19 protein-coding genes and 1 tRNA gene are annotated in these 17,920 nt (G+C 37.3%); 12 read left to right on the top strand and 8 right to left on the bottom strand.

The genetic code is table 11. The features are described 5' to 3' along the window. Positions 1-3 precede the first annotated feature (3 nt). From VB715_RS07180 to VB715_RS07160, 5 genes are all read right to left on the bottom strand, one after another. Positions 4-411 (bottom strand): hypothetical protein, encoded by a 408-nt coding sequence (locus VB715_RS07180; protein ID WP_323300505.1) that lies wholly within the window; start codon positions 409-411, stop codon positions 4-6. A gap of 123 nt (positions 412-534) precedes the next feature. Then, positions 535-606 (bottom strand) — tRNA-Gly (locus tag VB715_RS07175). A 57-nt stretch (positions 607-663) separates the two neighbouring features. Continuing rightward, a complete protein-coding gene (ruvX, locus tag VB715_RS07170) occupies positions 664-1,095 on the bottom strand; it encodes a Holliday junction resolvase RuvX (protein ID WP_323300504.1) in 432 nt (143 codons plus the stop codon). A gap of 51 nt (positions 1,096-1,146) precedes the next feature. After that, positions 1,147-2,826: a DUF262 domain-containing protein gene (locus tag VB715_RS07165; RefSeq protein WP_323300503.1), complete on the bottom strand. Its 1,680-nt coding sequence runs from the start codon at positions 2,824-2,826 to the stop codon at positions 1,147-1,149. A gap of 161 nt (positions 2,827-2,987) precedes the next feature. Then, on the bottom strand, positions 2,988-4,223 hold the full coding sequence (locus VB715_RS07160) for a GNAT family N-acetyltransferase (protein WP_323300502.1): 1,236 nt from the start codon (positions 4,221-4,223) through the stop codon (positions 2,988-2,990). A 174-nt stretch (positions 4,224-4,397) separates the two neighbouring features. Here VB715_RS07160 and cruF point away from each other — a divergent pair, with 174 nt between their 5' ends. The 3 genes from cruF (at position 4,398) to VB715_RS07145 (ending at position 6,989) form a co-directional block, all read left to right on the top strand. Next, a complete protein-coding gene (gene cruF / locus VB715_RS07155; protein ID WP_323300501.1) occupies positions 4,398-5,303 on the top strand; it encodes a gamma-carotene 1'-hydroxylase CruF in 906 nt (301 codons plus the stop codon). A 14-nt stretch (positions 5,304-5,317) separates the two neighbouring features. After that, positions 5,318-6,505, top strand: coding sequence for a 2'-O-glycosyltransferase CruG (gene cruG / locus VB715_RS07150; protein ID WP_323300500.1), 1,188 nt, complete (start codon positions 5,318-5,320; stop codon positions 6,503-6,505). Positions 6,506-6,578: 73 nt separating this feature from the next. Beyond that, complete coding sequence (locus tag VB715_RS07145) at positions 6,579-6,989, top strand: thiol-disulfide oxidoreductase DCC family protein (RefSeq protein ID WP_323300499.1); 411 nt, start codon at positions 6,579-6,581, stop codon at positions 6,987-6,989. Positions 6,990-7,084: 95 nt separating this feature from the next. Here VB715_RS07145 and sufC read toward each other — a convergent pair whose 3' ends face one another. Both sufC and sufB read right to left on the bottom strand, forming a co-directional pair. Then, a complete protein-coding gene (sufC, locus tag VB715_RS07140; protein ID WP_323300498.1) occupies positions 7,085-7,855 on the bottom strand; it encodes a Fe-S cluster assembly ATPase SufC in 771 nt (256 codons plus the stop codon). Between the two features lie 75 nt (positions 7,856-7,930). Continuing rightward, positions 7,931-9,373, bottom strand: coding sequence for a Fe-S cluster assembly protein SufB (gene sufB, locus VB715_RS07135; RefSeq protein WP_323300497.1), 1,443 nt, complete (start codon positions 9,371-9,373; stop codon positions 7,931-7,933). Between the two features lie 259 nt (positions 9,374-9,632). Here sufB and sufR point away from each other — a divergent pair, with 259 nt between their 5' ends. The 6 genes from sufR (at position 9,633) to VB715_RS07105 (ending at position 12,545) form a co-directional block, all read left to right on the top strand. Further along, positions 9,633-10,298, top strand: coding sequence for an iron-sulfur cluster biosynthesis transcriptional regulator SufR (gene sufR / locus VB715_RS07130; protein ID WP_323300496.1), 666 nt, complete (start codon positions 9,633-9,635; stop codon positions 10,296-10,298). A gap of 268 nt (positions 10,299-10,566) precedes the next feature. Then, the gene (locus VB715_RS07125; RefSeq protein WP_323292738.1) at positions 10,567-10,866 is read left to right on the top strand and encodes a type II toxin-antitoxin system HigB family toxin; all 300 of its coding nucleotides are present in this window, start codon (positions 10,567-10,569) and stop codon (positions 10,864-10,866) included. Next, complete coding sequence (locus tag VB715_RS07120; RefSeq protein ID WP_323300495.1) at positions 10,829-11,248, top strand: transcriptional regulator; 420 nt, start codon at positions 10,829-10,831, stop codon at positions 11,246-11,248. Before VB715_RS07125 ends, VB715_RS07120 begins: the two co-directional genes overlap by 38 nt. 50 nt (positions 11,249-11,298) lie before the next feature. Continuing rightward, positions 11,299-11,541: a hypothetical protein gene (locus VB715_RS07115; RefSeq protein WP_323300494.1), complete on the top strand. Its 243-nt coding sequence runs from the start codon at positions 11,299-11,301 to the stop codon at positions 11,539-11,541. Between the two features lie 18 nt (positions 11,542-11,559). Continuing rightward, a complete protein-coding gene (locus VB715_RS07110; RefSeq protein WP_323300493.1) occupies positions 11,560-12,255 on the top strand; it encodes a Uma2 family endonuclease in 696 nt (231 codons plus the stop codon). 92 nt (positions 12,256-12,347) lie between these two features. After that, positions 12,348-12,545 carry a heavy-metal-associated domain-containing protein gene (locus VB715_RS07105; RefSeq protein ID WP_323300492.1) on the top strand — a complete coding sequence of 66 codons (198 nt, stop codon included), beginning with the start codon at positions 12,348-12,350 and terminating at the stop codon, positions 12,543-12,545. 27 nt (positions 12,546-12,572) lie between these two features. Here VB715_RS07105 and recJ read toward each other — a convergent pair whose 3' ends face one another. Next, positions 12,573-14,537 carry a single-stranded-DNA-specific exonuclease RecJ gene (gene recJ / locus VB715_RS07100; RefSeq protein ID WP_323300491.1) on the bottom strand — a complete coding sequence of 655 codons (1,965 nt, stop codon included), beginning with the start codon at positions 14,535-14,537 and terminating at the stop codon, positions 12,573-12,575. 80 nt (positions 14,538-14,617) lie between these two features. Here recJ and VB715_RS07095 point away from each other — a divergent pair, with 80 nt between their 5' ends. The 3 genes from VB715_RS07095 (at position 14,618) to sppA (ending at position 17,913) form a co-directional block, all read left to right on the top strand. Further along, a complete protein-coding gene (locus VB715_RS07095; protein ID WP_323300490.1) occupies positions 14,618-15,046 on the top strand; it encodes a hypothetical protein in 429 nt (142 codons plus the stop codon). 129 nt (positions 15,047-15,175) lie between these two features. Then, a complete protein-coding gene (gene ylqF / locus VB715_RS07090) occupies positions 15,176-16,024 on the top strand; it encodes a ribosome biogenesis GTPase YlqF (RefSeq protein WP_323300489.1) in 849 nt (282 codons plus the stop codon). Between the two features lie 98 nt (positions 16,025-16,122). Further along, positions 16,123-17,913 (top strand): signal peptide peptidase SppA, encoded by a 1,791-nt coding sequence (gene sppA / locus VB715_RS07085; RefSeq protein ID WP_323300488.1) that lies wholly within the window; start codon positions 16,123-16,125, stop codon positions 17,911-17,913. Positions 17,914-17,920 lie beyond the last annotated feature (7 nt).

Here is a 17,920-nt window from a genome sequence, read left to right as displayed (position 1 = left end):
GTCTTAACGCCGATAGGCTAACCAGAAGATGATTGCTAGGAAGACGACTAATAAGCCAGCCAAGGCAATTCCGATTATGATACTCGGCCCCAAGGATGATTGCAATGCCAAAAGTAACCATCCAATTAACAAAATTACCATCATGCCTGTCATGATGGGTAGGTAGCCATCTCTTAACCCCGGACGGACAACTAACCAACGATAGCCTGTCCAACGCCAAATTCGCTTATAAGGGTAACTTGATGATAGCTGCTCGATCGTTTGACCATTTTCTTCGACGACAAAGATTTGTTGACAGCGATCGCAGCCAAAGGCTTCTGTTAATACAATGGGCAAGAGATGGCCCTGTCGCCGACAAGGACAGGGATACTCTTGATTCAAGTCGATTTTCACAGGCTTTTGAGGTCGCACAAGTGTCAGTTCAGTGGCTCCTAAAATTAGCTCTATACAGTATAGTGTGTCTGCTCTTAACTTGATTAGCTGTTAACTCAATCTAAAATTAAGATTTCACTTAACTTTCTCGAAAATTCCTTAAGCGGGTAACGCGATTCGAACGCGCGACATTCACCTTGGCAAGGTGACGCTCTACCACTGAGCTATACCCGCATCTTTTCTGACCGTCTCTAATTATTTCACAAGTTCAGGGAAATGTCAACTAAAATTTTAAAGATTTCCGGAACGCCTTTGATCTAGCCATTGTTGTAGGATAATGGTGGCGGCGCGGCGATCAACCAGTCCCTTATTGTATCGAGAATATTGTTTTTGAGCTTTTAACTGGGTTTCTGCTTCAACGGAGGTTAAGCGTTCATCAATGTATTCTATGGGTAATTCGAGGGCTTTAGAAATTCTTTGAGCAAATTTTTGCACTTGTTTGGCTTGAAATCCGATGCTACCATCCATAGAATAGGGTAGACCGATGACTAAAAGCTGTGCGTCTCGTTCTTGAATCAATGCTTTTAATTGTTCTATATCGTGAGCAAATGATTGGCGTTCGATAGTGGTTAACCCTGTAGCAATTAACCCTGTCCCATCACATCCGGCCACCCCAATTCTTCTTTTACCCACATCTAATCCTAGGGCAGAAATTCGCTCCATTTTTTGTTTAAAAATAATCCTGTTCATAGATTACTGTATTTTGTTGACATATTAACATTGTTGACGGGGCCAAACTTTAATAGCAATATCAGCTAACTTATTTGCTCTATCTTCAATTGTTTCAAAATTCCAATGCTCAATCTCTCTAAAATAATGATTGAGATAAAGATTACTTCTCTTCAAAAGTTCCAATTTTCTAGAATATGAATTATTATACAATCTAGCATTATCCGCAGTTAAGGTTAGATTGCCCAAGGTATGAATACATTTGCTATGATTTGATGAATAGTTGGCTCCTAATTGTTGTTTCCATTCGTCATTAAGGGTTTGAGGCATAATATGTTCAATCGTCAAAGTTGACAAATCGACAGTTTCTTGACCTTGATCTTGTTCCAATCTTTCTAGAAGAAACTTGGTTCGATCATTTTTAGCACCTTTATAAATAGTTTGAGTTAACAGGTTTTTTTTGAATTCTTCATCAGTTGGCCATCTTTTCTTATTATCAAAATTGTTAAGCGTTTTATATAATCCATCGACAATACTACTAAATTTTGTTTTCTGGATTTCAAGATAGAGATTATTAATAATTCCTCCTAAAATTTGTGTTGATACGCCCGAAAATAGACGACGCACAAAATAAGACTCTAAATAAATCAATATTTTTTCAAAATCTTGCTCTGAAATTTTTTCATTTTCATAATCATTATATATATTTAGCAAAAAAATATGTGATGTTTTAAAATCAAGTCTTAATAGATTATTAAAATATTTTCTAAATTTACTATTTGATTCTTCTTGTTCAGGAAAGTTAAAACGCTGATAATATTTAGAAAACCTAACTATTAATTGAAGTTCTTTTGTTAAATTATTTTGAGGATCATCAAATCTTTTTTTTAGAGATTGGTAAACATTTTTTTGCTGAACAGATTTACCATCTTTGCGTAAGTAGAACCAAAAAGCATTGGTTAATTCTTCAGAATATTTATCACCAACTTGTGTTTTAAATGTATTTTCAAGAGGCAGCCATAGTTTATTATATTGTTCTTCTCGATTATCAATAGGAAGCTTCATAAAGATATAGTTGCGAACCAAATCAGCTTGAGTTAGTTCCTGTCCTTTATTATTCAAACTTTCAAAGATTAAATAAGGGTTATCATTCTCATCAGATGTAATATTAACAATGATGAGTTTTTCAAGAATTATACTTTTTAATTTTTCACAAAAACTGCGGCTTTGTCTTTCAAGTTTTTTTGTAAAATGTTGGTAAGCATCATTTATTTTTCCATTGCTTTTATTGTCTTGTTGCTTGTTATTAATAATATATCGATAGGATTCTCGATCTGTTTGAGTTAGGAGAATTTTAAAAAAATCTTCATTCGTTTTGAATTTATTAATTAAATAAGATTCATGCAGTTCTTCTGCAAGACTATTATTATCTTGGCGTAATTTATCTCGTAAAGTTGCTAATAGAATACTTAAAGTTGTTAAACGCTGTTGTCCATCAATAATTAAAAAAGGTGAAATTCCATCAGCCGTGCCAGAGACTGCTTGTGTTACGATTGGGCCTAAAAAGTAGAATCCTTCAATTTCTCCTTCATAAATACTCATCAAATCATTCCAAAGAGCGTCCCAGTAGTCTTTATTCCAAGAGTAAGGTCTTTGAAAAAGAGGAACTTGAAACTGCTTTGTGCCTTCTAGTAAATTACGAATACTGGTTTCTGATGCTTTCATATTCTAAATAATCTAAATCAATTCACTGTTATTGTTCCCAAAAACTTCTTGAACATAACAAAAGCCTTCAAAAAATCTTTGAATTCTTTTCTCAATAGTCTTCGTTTAAAAGTCAACCAAGTTCTTAGGACGATTTTTAACCATTACTTACCAATATTTCCCTAATCTTTCTCAGTAATTTCTGAAGATTCTAGGGTTGAATTGTTCTCTTTATTCTGAATAGGTTTAGTTGTTTGTTCTGAGAGTTTTAAGGGTGTTTTTTGCCAAGAAAAACGACTGGGAATGGGTGTACGAGGAACTGCTTGTAAACCCTGTAACATCTCTGATAGATGGAGTCCTTCGGGTTTTGCTTCTTTTAATTTATGCCAAACGGAACGAGACATTAACAAATTATGTTCTATGGGTTTTGCACCTAATTTTTCGAGATATTCTTCCCGTTCATGTTGATAATCGGCTGACACTAATTCTAAGCTTGGATTGGGAAATTTTTCCACAATTCTGGCCATCTGAGCCAGTAACTGAGGATAAAGCCAAGTATAAGCTGGATGAACAGTTAATTGAGCTTGATGGGCTTGAGAACCATCTTTCGATAAAGTTAACTTAAAATAGCCAATCGCCGCTTTACGTTGGGGTTCAAAAACATAGCCTTGAGCCACTTCTTTTTGATAAAACCACTGTTGCCATTTTGCACACAACCCCATTAAAAAACGAGTTCTAAAATCTTGGGGATTGCGATCAAAAACTTGACGCAATAATGGGGGCATAGACACACAATCTAACTGATACAATAGATGAGCATCCGCATTACTAACAGGTAATAAATTAGGTAAATCTAAATTATGCTGAGCCAGTTTTTGTAATAATTCTGGTTCTAAAAACCAATAAGTTAATTGGGCTAGAGGTTGAAACCCACCTTGACGGTATAAGGCTAAGGTATTCTTGTCATTAATATTAACTTCTAAAACCCAGGTTCTTGCTTCCCAAATCGTTTCCAAACAGTGACGCAATAATTGGGAACCGATGCCTTTCGGATGGGTCAATAATTCTGGTTGTCCTTCTCCATCAGCTACCATAACCCTTTCGACGCGCCAAGTGCTACGGCCCGTATTAAACGGAGCAATCTGGATAAACCCCCTTAAATTCTTTTCTGGGGAAAGGGTTGGTAATTCGGCCACATAAACCCGAAAATGATCTTGAAAGAGATTCGGAAACCAACTGAGAAACTTCAACAGTCCAAACCAGCGTCTAGCCTGTTGTAATTGTTCTTGAAATGCCACAGAAACCGAGTGCTGTTGGCCATCGGTGGACTCTGTGGTGAGAGCTTCTAACCAATCGAGATCCCGATATTGCACGGGTCGAATCAGGGGCTTAGGATGATTATCAAAAGATGCTGTCATTAATCGCACCGGAGAATGGGTCGCCTGTTGTATATTTTAACCATGTTTGTAGATTTCTTGTCTCAGGGATCTCGAATGCAATAACTAACTCCCTCAAGTCTTAGTCTTTTTTGTAACATTTATTTATAAAGCTTTGTAAACTAGAGATTGGCCCACTTCAATCGTTAGAGACTAATGAGTACCCTAATTCGTGTGGAACGCACCCTTGTAATTGGTCATATCCTATCCATGGCCTTTGGTTTGGCGGGATTATTATTGGTGTTACCCAATCCTGATTTTATTGCTAGTTTGCCTCCCATTGGTAAAACCGCCTTCGCTTGGTCAATGGCCGGGGGCGGTGTCATGTATATGTTGTTAGGAATGGCAGCAGTAACGGTTTATGCTTATCGTACCCTAGGGGTTTGGCACTGGTTAGGATTTATGTTACCTGCCTTGGCCATTTCCCTAAGCAGCGAATTATTGGGAACCAGTACCGGGTTTCCCTTTGGTCACTATCGCTATTTAACAGGACTCGGTTATAAAATTGCGGGATTAGTACCTTTTACCATTCCTTTGTCTTGGTTTTATTTAGGCTTTAGTGCCTATTTAATCGCCCGTGCGGGCTTAAATAACAAATTAACCTCAAATTGGTTAAAAACTCTCGCTGCGATTGTTTTAGGTTCCATTTTCTTAACGGCTTGGGATTTTGTTTTAGATCCCGCCATGAGTCAAACCACCATGCCTTTTTGGGTTTGGGAACAACCAGGGGCCTTTTTCGGGATGCCCTATCAAAATTTTGCGGGATGGTTTGGGACTGGGGCAACCTTTATGACGGTTGCTACCTTAATTTGGCAGTTAAAACCTTTAACCTTTCCCCAACATCAATTAGGCTTACCCTTGGCCATTTATGTGAGTAATTTTGCCTTTGCGACTATCATGAGTTTGGCCGCCGGAATTTATATTCCGGTCTTGTTAGGGTTAATTGTGGGACTGTTCCCCATACTCCTGTTATATCGTCTAGCCAATAGCCAAACCAAAGCTATAAACTCTGAAAATGTGGTAAATGTGTCTATAAATCCGGTTGGCCTGTTATCTAAGTGAGGGAGTTTTCTGTCTTGTTGAATGATACTGTTTTAGGGGTTATTTCCCTGTCTCTGTTGCTATTTCAAGGAACGGCAACCCTAATTTTACTGTCTCGTCTCCTTAAAGGGGCAATTCGTCGCCCTCCCCTAAAACCCCAAGTTCCTGATCCTGATCTGTTGGGTAAGGTAACGGTGGTGGTTCCGACGCTTAATGAAGCAGAAAGGATCAGTCCTTGTTTGCAGGGGTTGAGTCAACAGAGTTACGAAGTCAGGGAAATTCTCATCGTTGATAGTCATTCTCAAGATGGAACCCAAGAACTGGTAAAAACAGCGGCCTTGCGTGATCCTCGTTTTCGCTTGATGACGGATGATCCTTTACCCTTGGGATGGGTTGGTCGTCCTTGGGCCTTACATACAGGATTTTTACATAGTTCTCCTCGCAGTGAATGGGTATTAGGCATTGATGCTGATACCCAACCCCAACGGGGGTTAGTAGCGAGTTTGCTTCGCGCTGCGGAAGAGGAGGGCTATGATATTGTCTCTCTTTCCCCTCAGTTTATCCTCAAAGATGCCGGGGAATGGTGGTTACAACCTGCTTTATTGATGACTTTATTGTATCGGTTTGATTCGGCAGGGGTACGGAAACAAACACCGGAAAGAGTCATGGCCAATGGTCAATGTTTTTTGTCCCGTCGTGCTGTTTTGCAACAATTGGACGGTTATGCTTGTGCTGCAGGTTCTTTTTGTGATGATGTTACTTTAGCCCGTGAAGCCGCTAAACGGGGCTTTAAGGTGGGTTTTTTGGATGGTGCGAACCTCATTCGGGTGAGGATGTATGAAGGGATAACAGAAACTTGGCAAGAATGGGGGCGATCGCTGGATCTAAAAGATGCTTCTTCTCGTTCTCAACTTGGGGGAGATTTGGCCTTATTATTATTGACCCAAGGATTACCTTTATTATTGTTAATTTTCTTAGTAATTTGTTGGTTCGTTGGCTATCATTTCCTGAGTTTACAATTAGCGATCGCTCTTAATCTTGGCTTATTAATGATTCGTTGGGCTTTATTGGCTGCTGTTACCCCTTCTTATTATCAAAATCAATCTTCTTTTCCTAAATCCTTATTATTTTGGTTATCTCCTTTTGCTGATCCATTGGCGGTTTTCAGAATCTTTTTATCTGCCTTTCAAAAACCAAAACAATGGCGAGGGAGGGAGTATTAATGTGACGGGTTGAGGAGAATTTTCTAAGGGCTTAATAATATTAAGCCTCTACAATATAATCGGATTTTCAAACATGGTTTATCACATTATTTATGACGGCAATTGTAATCTTTGTGCAACGTTTACCCAGGTTTTAGCTAAGTTTGATCAAGGGAATTTATTTGATTATATTCCGATGCAAGATCAAGAAACTTTAAAACAATTTAAGATTACTGCCCAAGATTGTGAAATGGGGATGATTTTAATTGATGGAAATAACCCTAATAACCGTTGGCAAGGAAGCAACGCGGCAGAGGAAATTGTTAATTTATTGCCATTAGGACAAGCCTTTATTCTAGCTTATCGCAGTTTACCAGGAATGAAATGGTTGGGGGATAAAACCTACGAACAGGTACGAGATAATCGTTATAATTGGTTTGGTAAACGAGAGAAAACTTATGATGCTCCTTATCCTTTTGGTTGTCATGAAACTGACAAACTATAGGGGCTTAATAATATTAAGCCCCTAAATTTACGCCTATACTTTGGTTTTTGGTAAGTTCTATGTAAATATTAATAGTTACTTACCCTATCAATCATTTAAGCTTTGGCGAGTAATTTCTCCTCAATAAAATCATAACCCGTTTCTTCTAATTCTAGGGCTAATTGTTTATCCCCTGTTTTAACAATTTGTCCCGCGTGCATCACATGAACATAATGAGGTTCAATGTAATCAAGTAAGCGTTGATAATGGGTAATAACTAACAAAGCATTATCAGGAGTTGCTAACTGATTAACGCCGTTTGAAACAATCCTTAAGGCATCAATATCTAACCCCGAATCAATCTCATCTAAAATCGCTAAACTAGGTTCTAATAATGCCATTTGTAGGATTTCATTGCGCTTTTTTTCACCTCCAGAGAAACCCTCATTTAAACTTCTTTCTAAGAAGCTAGGATTCATTTTAACAATTTCTAATTTTTGTTCGACTAAATCTTCAAAATCAAAGGTGTCAATTTCTTCTAATCCTAAATGTTTCTGACGCGCATTATAGGCAACTCTGAGGAAATCTAAATTACTCACTCCAGGAATTTCTAAAGGATATTGAAAGGCTAGAAATATACCCTCTAATGCTCTTTCGTGGGGTTCTTTATCTAAGATATTTTCTCCTTTATAAATCACTTCACCGCCCGTTACTTCATAGTCAGGATGTCCTGCTAAAACTTTAGATAAAGTGCTTTTTCCTGAGCCATTTCTGCCCATAATAGCATGGACTTCACCTGCTTTAATTTCCAGGTTAACCCCTTTCAAAATAGGCGTTCCTTCCACATTGGCAGTCAAATTTTTAACGGATAAGATAACGTTACTCATGGTTTTTGTTGATTGTTGATTGATACAAATAACTTTTGTAGGGGCAAACGGCCGTTTGCCCCTACGGATAACTGTTTAACCGACAGTTCCCTCTAACTTGAGGCTTAATAATTTATCAGCTTCAGATGCAAATTCCATCGGCAACTCACTCAAGACATCCTTACAGAAACCACTGACTAACATTGAGACAGCATCTTCTTCAGAAATACCTCGTTGAGCAAAGTAGAAAAGTTGGTCTTCCCCTATCTTAGAAGTAGAGGCTTCATGTTCAACTTTTGAGGTATTATTATCGACTTGAATGTAAGGAAATGTATTAGCTTCTGCATTATCCCCAATCAACATAGAGTCACATTGAGAATAGTTTCTTGCCCCCGTTGCTTTAGGGCCAATTTTTACCAAACCACGATAACTATTCTTGGAATTCCCCGCAGAAATACCCTTAGAAATAATCGTGCTGCGGGTATTTTTGCCAATATGAATCATCTTAGTTCCCGTGTCAGCTTGTTGCTTATGATTTGTTAAAGCAATAGAGTAAAATTCCCCAACAGAATTATCTCCTACTAACACACAACTGGGATATTTCCAAGTAATAGCTGAACCCGTTTCTACCTGAGTCCAAGAAATCTTAGAATTAACTCCTTTACAGAGTCCTCTTTTGGTCACAAAATTATAAATTCCGCCCTTGCCATTTTCATCGCCAGCGTACCAATTTTGTACCGTTGAATACTTAATATCAGCATCATCCAATGCCACTAATTCAACCACTGCGGCATGGAGTTGATTACTATCATACATGGGGGCAGTACAGCCTTCTAAATAGCTGACGGATGCACCTTCTTCTGCTACAATTAAAGTCCGTTCAAACTGTCCAGTATCGCCGTTATTAATACGGAAATAAGTAGACAATTCCATAGGGCATTTTACCCCTTTAGGAATAAAGACAAAAGACCCATCACTAAACACAGCAGCATTTAGGGCAGAAAAGAAATTATCATTAATAGGAACTACGCTACCGAGATATTTTTTGATTAACTCAGGATGTTCTTGCAATGCTTCGGAAATAGAACAGAAAATAACACCAGATTCCGCTAATTTCTCTTTAAACGTTGTGGCGACGGACACACTATCAAAAATAGCATCTACAGCTACATTGCTGAGGCGTTTTTGTTCTGATAAAGAAATACCTAACTTTTCAAAGGTTTCTAGCAAAGTTGGGTCAACTTCATCTAAATTTTTGAGTTTTTCCTTCTTTTGTTTTGGCGCAGAATAGTAGATAATATTTTGATAGTCAATTGTTGGATAAGTGACATGGGGCCAAGTGGGTTCTGTCATTTTCTGCCATTGCTTATAGGCTTTGAGACGAAACTCAAGCATAAACTCTGGTTCGTTTTTCTTCGCAGAAATCAGACGGATAACGTCTTCATTTAAACCGCGAGGAATGGTATCAGCTTCAATGTCAGTAACAAAGCCGTATTTATAGGGTTGGTTGACTAGGTTTTTGACGGTTGTTGCACTCATTAGATTTTGTGTTCTCCAGTTCCATGTAACGACTCTCCTTAAGATTGGAAAGTCAAATAATTCAAGATGGCAGGTGATAAACAGTCAACCCCACAAGGTCGATGTCTCCAGGGCAGAGATTAATAAAACAACTTTTTTGTTTCTTAATTCTATCCTACAATAGATTAACAACCTTATTGTTGTCAAAGTGACATTCACCTAAAATTTTTGGGAACTCTACCCCTAAATCTCTAACATTTTATAACTTATGAGTTTAAAAATGACTATCATTCAGCCTCCTTCGACGAAAGAAGACATTTTGCAGTATTTACTTAGACAGGGTCAAGCTAACGCCCAAGAACTCGCTGAGACTCTCGATATTACTCCCCAAGCAACCCGTCGTCACCTCAAAGACTTGGAAGGGGAAGGATTAATTGAACGCCAAGCGATGCAGGGAGGGTTAGGACGACCCCAATATATTTATTCTCTCAGTAAATCAGGCCGCGATCGCTTTCCTAACCGTTATGGAGAGTTTGCGGTGTCATTTTTGGATACCTTAACGGAAGCAGTGGGAGAAACACAGGTTAAAGAGGTGTTACGCAAGCAATGGCAACGAAAAGCAGATGAGTACCGACAGCGTATTGGTGAGGGGTCATTAAAAGAGAGGGTGGAGAGGTTAGTAACACTGCGACAGGAAGAGGGTTATATGGCTGAAATACACCAGGTTAACGGTAAAAATGGTTTGCATAGTCAAATCAAGGGTTATATTTTGGCTGAGCATCATTGTGCCATTTCTGAGGTTGCGGAGTCCTATCCGACGGTGTGCGGTCACGAATTAGAAATGTTTGCCGCGATTCTGCCTGATTGTACCATAGAACGGACTAATTGGATTAATGAGGGAGAGCATAATTGTGGCTATTTAATACAATTTAAAAATGATTATTAAGGGAATAGGGAACAGTTAATATAATTAGGACTTACGCAACATCTCTATACATTCTGTTGCTTGTAGGGGCAATTCATAAATTGCCCCTACGGATAGCATCTGTGCATAAGTCATGATCAATAAATTAATATTTTTTTCTTTATTATAAAATTCTTAATACTGAGCTTAGGGATTTACCTTGACAAAATCCTCTCATTTTGAGAGAATTAAATTAAACTAGCAAAGTGTCAAATATAGAGAATTATGAAAAACTTGGTCATTAAACCCCATGAAATTAATTTCCATTTCCCATCTTCGTCAAGAGGCCAGTTGTTACCCTGATGTAAAAAAAACAATTGAAAATTGGTACACAGTGGTTAAAAATGCCCCATGGCAAAACTTAGAAGAAGTTAAGAAGATATATCGAGATGCAGAAGCCGTTGGCAATTTTACCGTTTTTAATATTAAAGGAAATCACTATCGTTTGATAGTCGGTATTGATTATGAAGCACAAGTTATCTACTACAAATACTTTCTAACCCACAGGGAATATGACAAAGACAACTGGAAAAATGATCCCTACTTTTAATGAAGTAACTTATCGTCATCTTTTGTTTGAAATTGCCCCGAAAGTAATTGAATCAGAAGCAGAATACCATAAAGCTTTAACCGTTGCGGAACAATTAACCTTCAACAAAACTCGTACCCCGGAAGAAAGCGCATTATATCAATTATTAGTCACATTAATTGAAGTATACGAAACAGAAAATTATTCCATGCAACAATCGAAACCCCATGAAATTTTACAACATTTAATGGAAGTTAGTGGCACTCGTCAAGCTGATTTGGTTGGTATTATTGGCTCAAGTGGTGTTGTTTCTGAAGTAGTTAATGGAAAACGTGCTATTAGTAAATCGCAAGCAAAAGCACTGGGAGATTATTTTAAATTATCTCCTAACCTATTCATTTAAACAAGAAAAACGTTATCATAGAGAGTGTAAGCTGTTTATGAAAAATCAAAATGAATGAACCTCAATTTTTAACCCCTGAAGAATCTGCTGATGTTGATAAAGCGTTATTAACTGCCCCAGAAAAATTTTTAACCCGCTTAACAATTTCTTCTCTCAGATTATTAATGATAATTGCTCAAGATGTAGGAGTTTCGGTAGAAGAATTAAGCCATCAACAGGTTGTTGACTGGTTTGAAAAAGATGGAAAAATTCGGCGAGAAAAAGGTGCAGATGCTTCGGTATTAAAATGGTAGTAATCAGAAATATTAACCATGATTTATCAATTTAAAAATAGCCAAGAATTCGAGATTACTTATCCTGATAGTGATGGTAAACCGATGTCGGATAATACGATTCAATTTCGTTGGATTACAATGATTAAATCTAACTTAGATTGGTTATTTGCCAACAATGATAATGTTTTTATTGCTGGAGATTTGTTATGGTATCCCCTGGAAGGAAGTAATAAGTTAAGACAAGCTCCTGATGTTATGATAGTCTTTGGTAGACCAAAAGGCGATCGCGGTTCTTATCAACAGTGGAAAGAGAAAAATATAGCACCTCAAGTGGTTTTTGAAATTCTTTCTCCTGGTAATACCCAAACAGAAATGACGAGAAAATTATTATTCTATGATCGTTATGGGGTAGAAGAATATTATATTTATGATCCAGATAAAAATGATTTGAATGGGTTACAGCGCATTGATAATAGATTAGAAACCATTGAAAATATAGATAATTGGATTAGTCCCCGTTTAGGAATTCGGTTTGAAATAGGTTCACCTGAGTTATGCTTATATTATCCTGACGATCAACCTTTTCAATCCTATGTAGAAATTGCTCAACGGTTACAAGAATCTGAAGCTAAACTTATTAAAGAACATTTTAGGGTTCAAGAAGAACATGAACGGGCTGAAAAATTAGCTGCAAAATTACGAGAATTAGGGATTAATCCTGATGATATTTAAACAACGTTCTAATATTATCATAAAATCTTCATGATTAAATAAAATTCCTAAGCTACAATCAAAGTAAGAACATGATGAAAAGAGATTACATTATGACCATTACTTTAAAGGTTCCTAGTATTGCCTGTGGTGCTTGTGCTAATACTATCACTAAAGCCATTGAAGGGCAAAAACCAGATGCCAAAGTTTCTATTGATGTTGAGTCAAAAATGGTTACGGTAGAGACAGAAGCATCTGAAGAAATAATCAAAGAAATTATCACGGCAGCAGGTCATACTGTAGAAGGATAATTAATAAAACTTTCATTTCTTGAACCATCAAGATAGGTTTAAAACTTTCATTGCTGCCTTAATTATATCATAATAAGGTAGTTTTGTAACATCAATTTCTTTAGCTTCTCTTTGATTAATTCCTAATAAACCTTTCCGTTGTCCTTTTCTAATTGATAAAACTTTTCCTTGAGGATTTTGAATTCTTAATTCTTGCTCATCTTTTAGATAATGACAGATGTATTGTTTGCCTTGGTATTCAAACATATTTTGAGATGCACCATCAGATAACAAAGGAAGACGCATTCCCACAATATCTAATTCAATATTTGTATTACCATTCCAGTGATTTTCTGTGAGTTTGTAGGCAATATCTAGACGTGCTGGTAAAGGAAAATAACCACCATAACGCCAAGCTATCGCCTTCATTTCTGCACCATCATTATTTTGAGAAAATACTATTTTTAGATTATTTTTGCCTACAATTTTTTGTTCTAAAACTCTAACATTTGCCGTCCAAAATACCGGAAAAGCATTACCAATTCCCCAAGGTTGTAAACCATCAATCTGTTGATATAAATTAAAATTTAATTCCTTAAAATCTGCCTGAGCATCAATTTTTACTAAAGGTTTAAGATGATTTGGTTCTAAACATTGATGGGAAAAACTACTTAACCTTTCCTTAAATGCCTCTAAATTATTAGCAGAGAAACTAAAGCCTCCGGCGGCTTTGTGTCCCCCATATTTATCTAACAAATTATCACAAAAGACTAAAGCTTCAAACACATTAAATTCTTCAATACCTCTCGCTGAACCTCTAATTTTACTCAAATCTTCTTCTTCATAAGTCCCAATAAAAACCGGAACCCCATAACGTTCAACTAAACGTGAGGCAACAATACCAATTACTCCATGATGCCATTGATGTTTGACAATCAGCAAAACCCGATCTTTTTGATAATTAATAGGCGTTGTTTCAATTAAATGAATCGCTTCCCGTTCAATTTCCTCACACAAAGATTGGCGTTTACTATTAATTTGTTCACACTGCATAGCTCTTTCTAAAGCAATTCCTAAATCATCTGTAGTCAATAATTCAATCGCAACTTGAGGATCGCCAATTCGTCCCACCGCATTAATTCTCGGCCCTAATTTAAAGCCAATATCATCAGGTTTCAATTGTTTTTGCGCTTCACTCACCCCTGCTACTTGCATTAAGGCTTGAATTCCAGCTAATTGTGAATTAGGCAATTGTTTTAAGCCCCGTTTTAACCAACGACGGTTAACCCCAACTAAGGGGGCTAAATCGGCAATTGTTCCCAAGGTAAATAGTTCTAATAAAGGGCCAATAATCCCTTGACTTTTATCTAAACTTTGGGCCGTAGTTACCGCTAAAATATAAGCAACTCCTACCCCCGCCAAACCTCGATAGGGAGACATAACAGGCAATAATTTAGGGTTTAAAATTGCCTGAGCAGGGGGTAACTTTTCCGGTAAATCATGATGATCTGTAATAATAACAGTTAACCCTAATTCAACGGCTCTTTGAATAGGTTCATAGGCAGAAATTCCATTATCAACCGTTAAAATAAGTCCTACCCCATCTTGAGCAAAACTTTCGACAATTCGTTTATTAATCCCATAACCATCTTTCATACGGCTAGGAATTTCATAATAAACATCTGCCCCTAAATGTTTTAAAGCCCGTAATAATAAAGAAGTGCTAGTCATGCCATCAGCATCATAATCTCCACAAATAGCAATTTTATCTCCTGTTTCAATAGCTTCCTTTAATAATTCAATACTTTTCTGTAAATCAGGAAATTCTTCTAAAGGAGAAGGCAAAATTTGCTGGTCAGGGTTAAGATAAACTTGAGTTAAATTAGGGGTATCAATGCCACGATTTAAAATGACTTGGGCAATGAGGGGAGAGAGTCCCGTTTCTTTGACTAATGCCTGTACTTTTTCGGGGTGAGAAGGGGCAATAGACCATCTTTGATTGGGTAATTTCATAAGAGATTTGTCAGATGACTCTGTTACAGTTTATAATAATAACAATTCTTTGATTGTAACAAATCTAATTTTAAATACCTATGCCAAGAAAAATCAACTTACAGTCTTTAACAATAAGATTATGTTTTAGTTTAATTCTCATAGGATGTACCCCGGAGAATAATGTTTTAGGCGAAAATTCTTATCAACCCATCAATCTAACAGAAGTCGAAGGAGAGTTAACTGGAGATAATCCCGAAGCGATGACATTAGAGTTATTTGGGATAAAGGAAAAAGTCGAGGGAAACTTTTCTCAAGAAATCACGGCCAATAAACAAGAAGGGTTTGACAAAATTGTGATGTTAACTCAGATGAATCTGCCGGATGATTCGGTTAGGGGGATACGTTACAGACTTCAATTTCAATTCGATCAATCTATCGGAAAATGGCGTTTAATAGAAGTCGGTCGTCAACAATCTTGTTATAGAAGCAAGGAATCAAGTGATTGGACAATTGAACCTTGTCCCTAGGAAAAAAAGGTTCTACCGGACTTTTTCTACTAAATTATCACAAATAATAGAATTTAACTCTAGTTTGTCGAGAATTATCAAACAACCGTTTAAAATTAATGAAGAGAGACAATTTCTGAATGCTAATCCATGCCCCTAATTCAATGGTATCCTGGCCACATTGCCAAAGCCGAACGACAACTCAAAGAACAACTCAACCGTGTCGATGTTGTCTTTGAAGTGCTAGATGCTCGTATTCCCATCGCTTCTCACCATCCCAACGTGCCTGAATGGATTGGCGAAAAACCGAGGATTTTGGTACTCAACCGCATTGATATGATACCTCAATCCGTGCTTCAAGACTGGTTAAGCTGGTTTAAAAGCCAAGGTGAAAACGCCTATTGTACCAACGGTAAACAGGGACAGGGCGTCAAAGCCTTAAATAAAGCGGCTCAAACTGCTGGAGTACAGATGAATTACCGAAGACGCGATCGCGGAATGCTGCCCCGTCCCGTGCGAGCAGTGGTCATAGGCTTCCCGAATGTAGGAAAATCAGCTTTAATTAACCGTTTATTGGGGCGTAAAGTGGTGGCCAGTGCCAGACGGGCTGGTGTAACCCGTCAGTTACAATGGGTACGAATTTCCGATAGTATTGAACTTTTAGACGCACCTGGAGTCATTCCAGCTAAGCTAGATAATCAAAAAGATGCCGTCAAATTAGCAATTTGTGAAGATATGGGAGAAGCGGGTTATGATAATCAACAAATTGCCGCGGCTTTAGTTGACTTATTAGTTGAATTGAATTTTGAGCAAATTTTGTCATCCCGTTATCAACTTGATCCCCTAGAAATTACGGGAGAAGAGTATATTCATCACTTAGGAAATAACCGTTATCAAGGGGATAAAGAAAGGGCAGCCATGCAATTACTTAATGATTTTCGTAAAGGAATTATGGGAGAAATTCCCTTAGAATTGCCACCGAGTTCAGAAGGGCTATGAGCGAGTAATTTAAATGACTAGAAGAAAAACCTTATAGCATTTATGAGAATTGCTATATATAATTAAAGAGGCAATATCAACCTTTATGTTATTCAAGAATGAACTTTTTTAAACAAACCCTTGCCAGCTTAATTGGAACCCTTGCAGGATTATTTCTCTTTGCTACAATCGGTGTAAGTGGCTTAGTTATATTGCTTATTACTTTAGCTTCTTTTGAGAGTGGCCCCACGGTCAAAGATAAATCTGTTTTAGTATTTGATCTCTCTACCCCAATTCAAGATACGGAACCCCCTGTTACTTTTAGAGAGGTTTTTTCTGATCAAGATAAATCAGTAATCACCTTACGTCAGGCGGTTAAATCTATTGAAAAAGCCACCCAAGATAGTCGAATTAAAGCAATATTTTTAGATGGGAGTAATAGCAGTAATGGGAGTGGTTATGCCACCTTTACAGAAATTCGAGAAGCCTTAGTAAAGTTTAAGGAAACTGGCAAAAAAATCATTGCTTATGATGTCACGTTAAGTGAGCAAGAATATTATTTAAGTTCCTTAGCAGATACCCTAATTATTAACCCCATGGGATCGATAGAAATTAACGGCATTGGGGTAGAACCTTTATTCTGGAAAAATGCCCTAGATAAGTATGGAATTGGGGTACAAGTGGTTAGAGTCGGTAGTTATAAATCGGCGGTTGAACCCTTTACAAGAAGCACCCTAAGTCCTGAAAATCAAGAACAATTATCTGTATTACTTAACAATATTTGGGGAGACTTTCTCAACACAGTGGGAAGCAGTCGCAAACTTTCCCCTCAAGGTTTACAAACTATTGCCAATACTCAAGGAGTTTTAGATCCCAAAGAAGCACAAAAAGCGGGACTTATCGATAAGATTGAGTATCGAGATCAAGTCATTAATCAGTTAAAAGAAATTACAGAGAATAAAGATGAATCTCTTAGACAAATTTCTTTAGCTAATTATATTGATGTTCCCGTATCAGGAATTACCGAGAAATCTTCTGATAATAAAATCGCCGTTGTTTATGTAGAAGGAACCATTGTTGATGGGGTAGGGAAATTACAAGAAGTTGGAGGAAATCGCTATGCCAATATCTTTCGTAAAATCCGAGAAGATGACGACATTAAAGCTGCTGTAATCCGCATTAATAGTCCTGGCGGAAGTGCGACAGCTTCAGAGATTATTTTACGAGAAATCCAACTAACTCAAGCTGAAAAACCTGTCATTATTTCTATGGGCAATGTAGCGGCATCTGGGGGGTATTGGATCGCCACAGGAGGTCAACATATTTTTGCTCAACCAACTACTATTACCGGATCAATTGGAGTATTTGGTGTTTTATTTAATTTGCAAAAAATTGCTAATAATAACGGTATTACCTGGGATAGTGTAAAAACAGCTAAATTGGCAGATTTAGACACAGCAACTCGTCCCAAAACTGAACAGGAATTAGCCATTTATCAAAAGTCAGTCAATCAAATTTATGACCTCTTTTTAGATAAAGTTGCTAAGTCCCGTAACCTATCTAAAGAAAAAGTTGCTAAGATTGCTCAAGGAAGAGTTTGGTCAGGAGAAGAAGCAAAAAAACTTGGCTTAGTGGATAGTTTTGGCGGGTTAGAATCTTCTATTAAATACGCTGCAGCACAAACCACTTTAGGAGAGGATTGGCAAATTGAAGAATATCCGATTTCTCGTGGATTTGCTGACTTATTTTTCAAAAAAAATCTTGATGATGATGCCCAAGAAATGGCGGTTTCTCTTGATCCATTAAGTCAAGAATTGATAAAATTTAAAGAAGAATTGAGTTCCCTTAATAGTCTCAATGATCCGAGAGGGGTTTATTCTCGTCTTCCCTTTAATTGGCAATTACATTAGGAGAAAA

It is taken from the genome of Crocosphaera sp. UHCC 0190 (assembly GCF_034932065.1).
Lineage (GTDB): Bacteria > Cyanobacteriota > Cyanobacteriia > Cyanobacteriales > Microcystaceae > UHCC-0190.
The sequence above is the reverse complement of the archived record's forward strand: the minus strand, read 5'-3'. Positions and strand labels throughout refer to the sequence as shown.

What these genes read in the sequence shown, in the direction of transcription:
- sppA (WP_323300488.1), top strand. Translation starts at nt 16,123, where the DNA reads ATGAACTTTTTTAAACAAACCCTTGCCAGCTTAATTGGAACCCTTGCA.
- sufB (WP_323300497.1), bottom strand. Translation starts at nt 9,373, where the DNA reads ATGAGTGCAACAACCGTCAAAAACCTAGTCAACCAACCCTATAAATAC.
- VB715_RS07160 (WP_323300502.1), bottom strand. Translation starts at nt 4,223, where the DNA reads ATGACAGCATCTTTTGATAATCATCCTAAGCCCCTGATTCGACCCGTG.
- recJ (WP_323300491.1), bottom strand. Translation starts at nt 14,537, where the DNA reads ATGAAATTACCCAATCAAAGATGGTCTATTGCCCCTTCTCACCCCGAA.
- VB715_RS07095 (WP_323300490.1), top strand. Translation starts at nt 14,618, where the DNA reads ATGCCAAGAAAAATCAACTTACAGTCTTTAACAATAAGATTATGTTTT.
- VB715_RS07105 (WP_323300492.1), top strand. Translation starts at nt 12,348, where the DNA reads ATGACCATTACTTTAAAGGTTCCTAGTATTGCCTGTGGTGCTTGTGCT.
- sufC (WP_323300498.1), bottom strand. Translation starts at nt 7,855, where the DNA reads ATGAGTAACGTTATCTTATCCGTTAAAAATTTGACTGCCAATGTGGAA.
- VB715_RS07125 (WP_323292738.1), top strand. Translation starts at nt 10,567, where the DNA reads ATGAAATTAATTTCCATTTCCCATCTTCGTCAAGAGGCCAGTTGTTAC.
- VB715_RS07120 (WP_323300495.1), top strand. Translation starts at nt 10,829, where the DNA reads ATGACAAAGACAACTGGAAAAATGATCCCTACTTTTAATGAAGTAACT.
- VB715_RS07115 (WP_323300494.1), top strand. Translation starts at nt 11,299, where the DNA reads ATGAATGAACCTCAATTTTTAACCCCTGAAGAATCTGCTGATGTTGAT.
- VB715_RS07165 (WP_323300503.1), bottom strand. Translation starts at nt 2,826, where the DNA reads ATGAAAGCATCAGAAACCAGTATTCGTAATTTACTAGAAGGCACAAAG.
- ylqF (WP_323300489.1), top strand. Translation starts at nt 15,176, where the DNA reads ATGCCCCTAATTCAATGGTATCCTGGCCACATTGCCAAAGCCGAACGA.
- VB715_RS07110 (WP_323300493.1), top strand. Translation starts at nt 11,560, where the DNA reads ATGATTTATCAATTTAAAAATAGCCAAGAATTCGAGATTACTTATCCT.
- sufR (WP_323300496.1), top strand. Translation starts at nt 9,633, where the DNA reads ATGACTATCATTCAGCCTCCTTCGACGAAAGAAGACATTTTGCAGTAT.
- ruvX (WP_323300504.1), bottom strand. Translation starts at nt 1,095, where the DNA reads ATGGAGCGAATTTCTGCCCTAGGATTAGATGTGGGTAAAAGAAGAATT.
- cruF (WP_323300501.1), top strand. Translation starts at nt 4,398, where the DNA reads ATGAGTACCCTAATTCGTGTGGAACGCACCCTTGTAATTGGTCATATC.
- VB715_RS07145 (WP_323300499.1), top strand. Translation starts at nt 6,579, where the DNA reads ATGGTTTATCACATTATTTATGACGGCAATTGTAATCTTTGTGCAACG.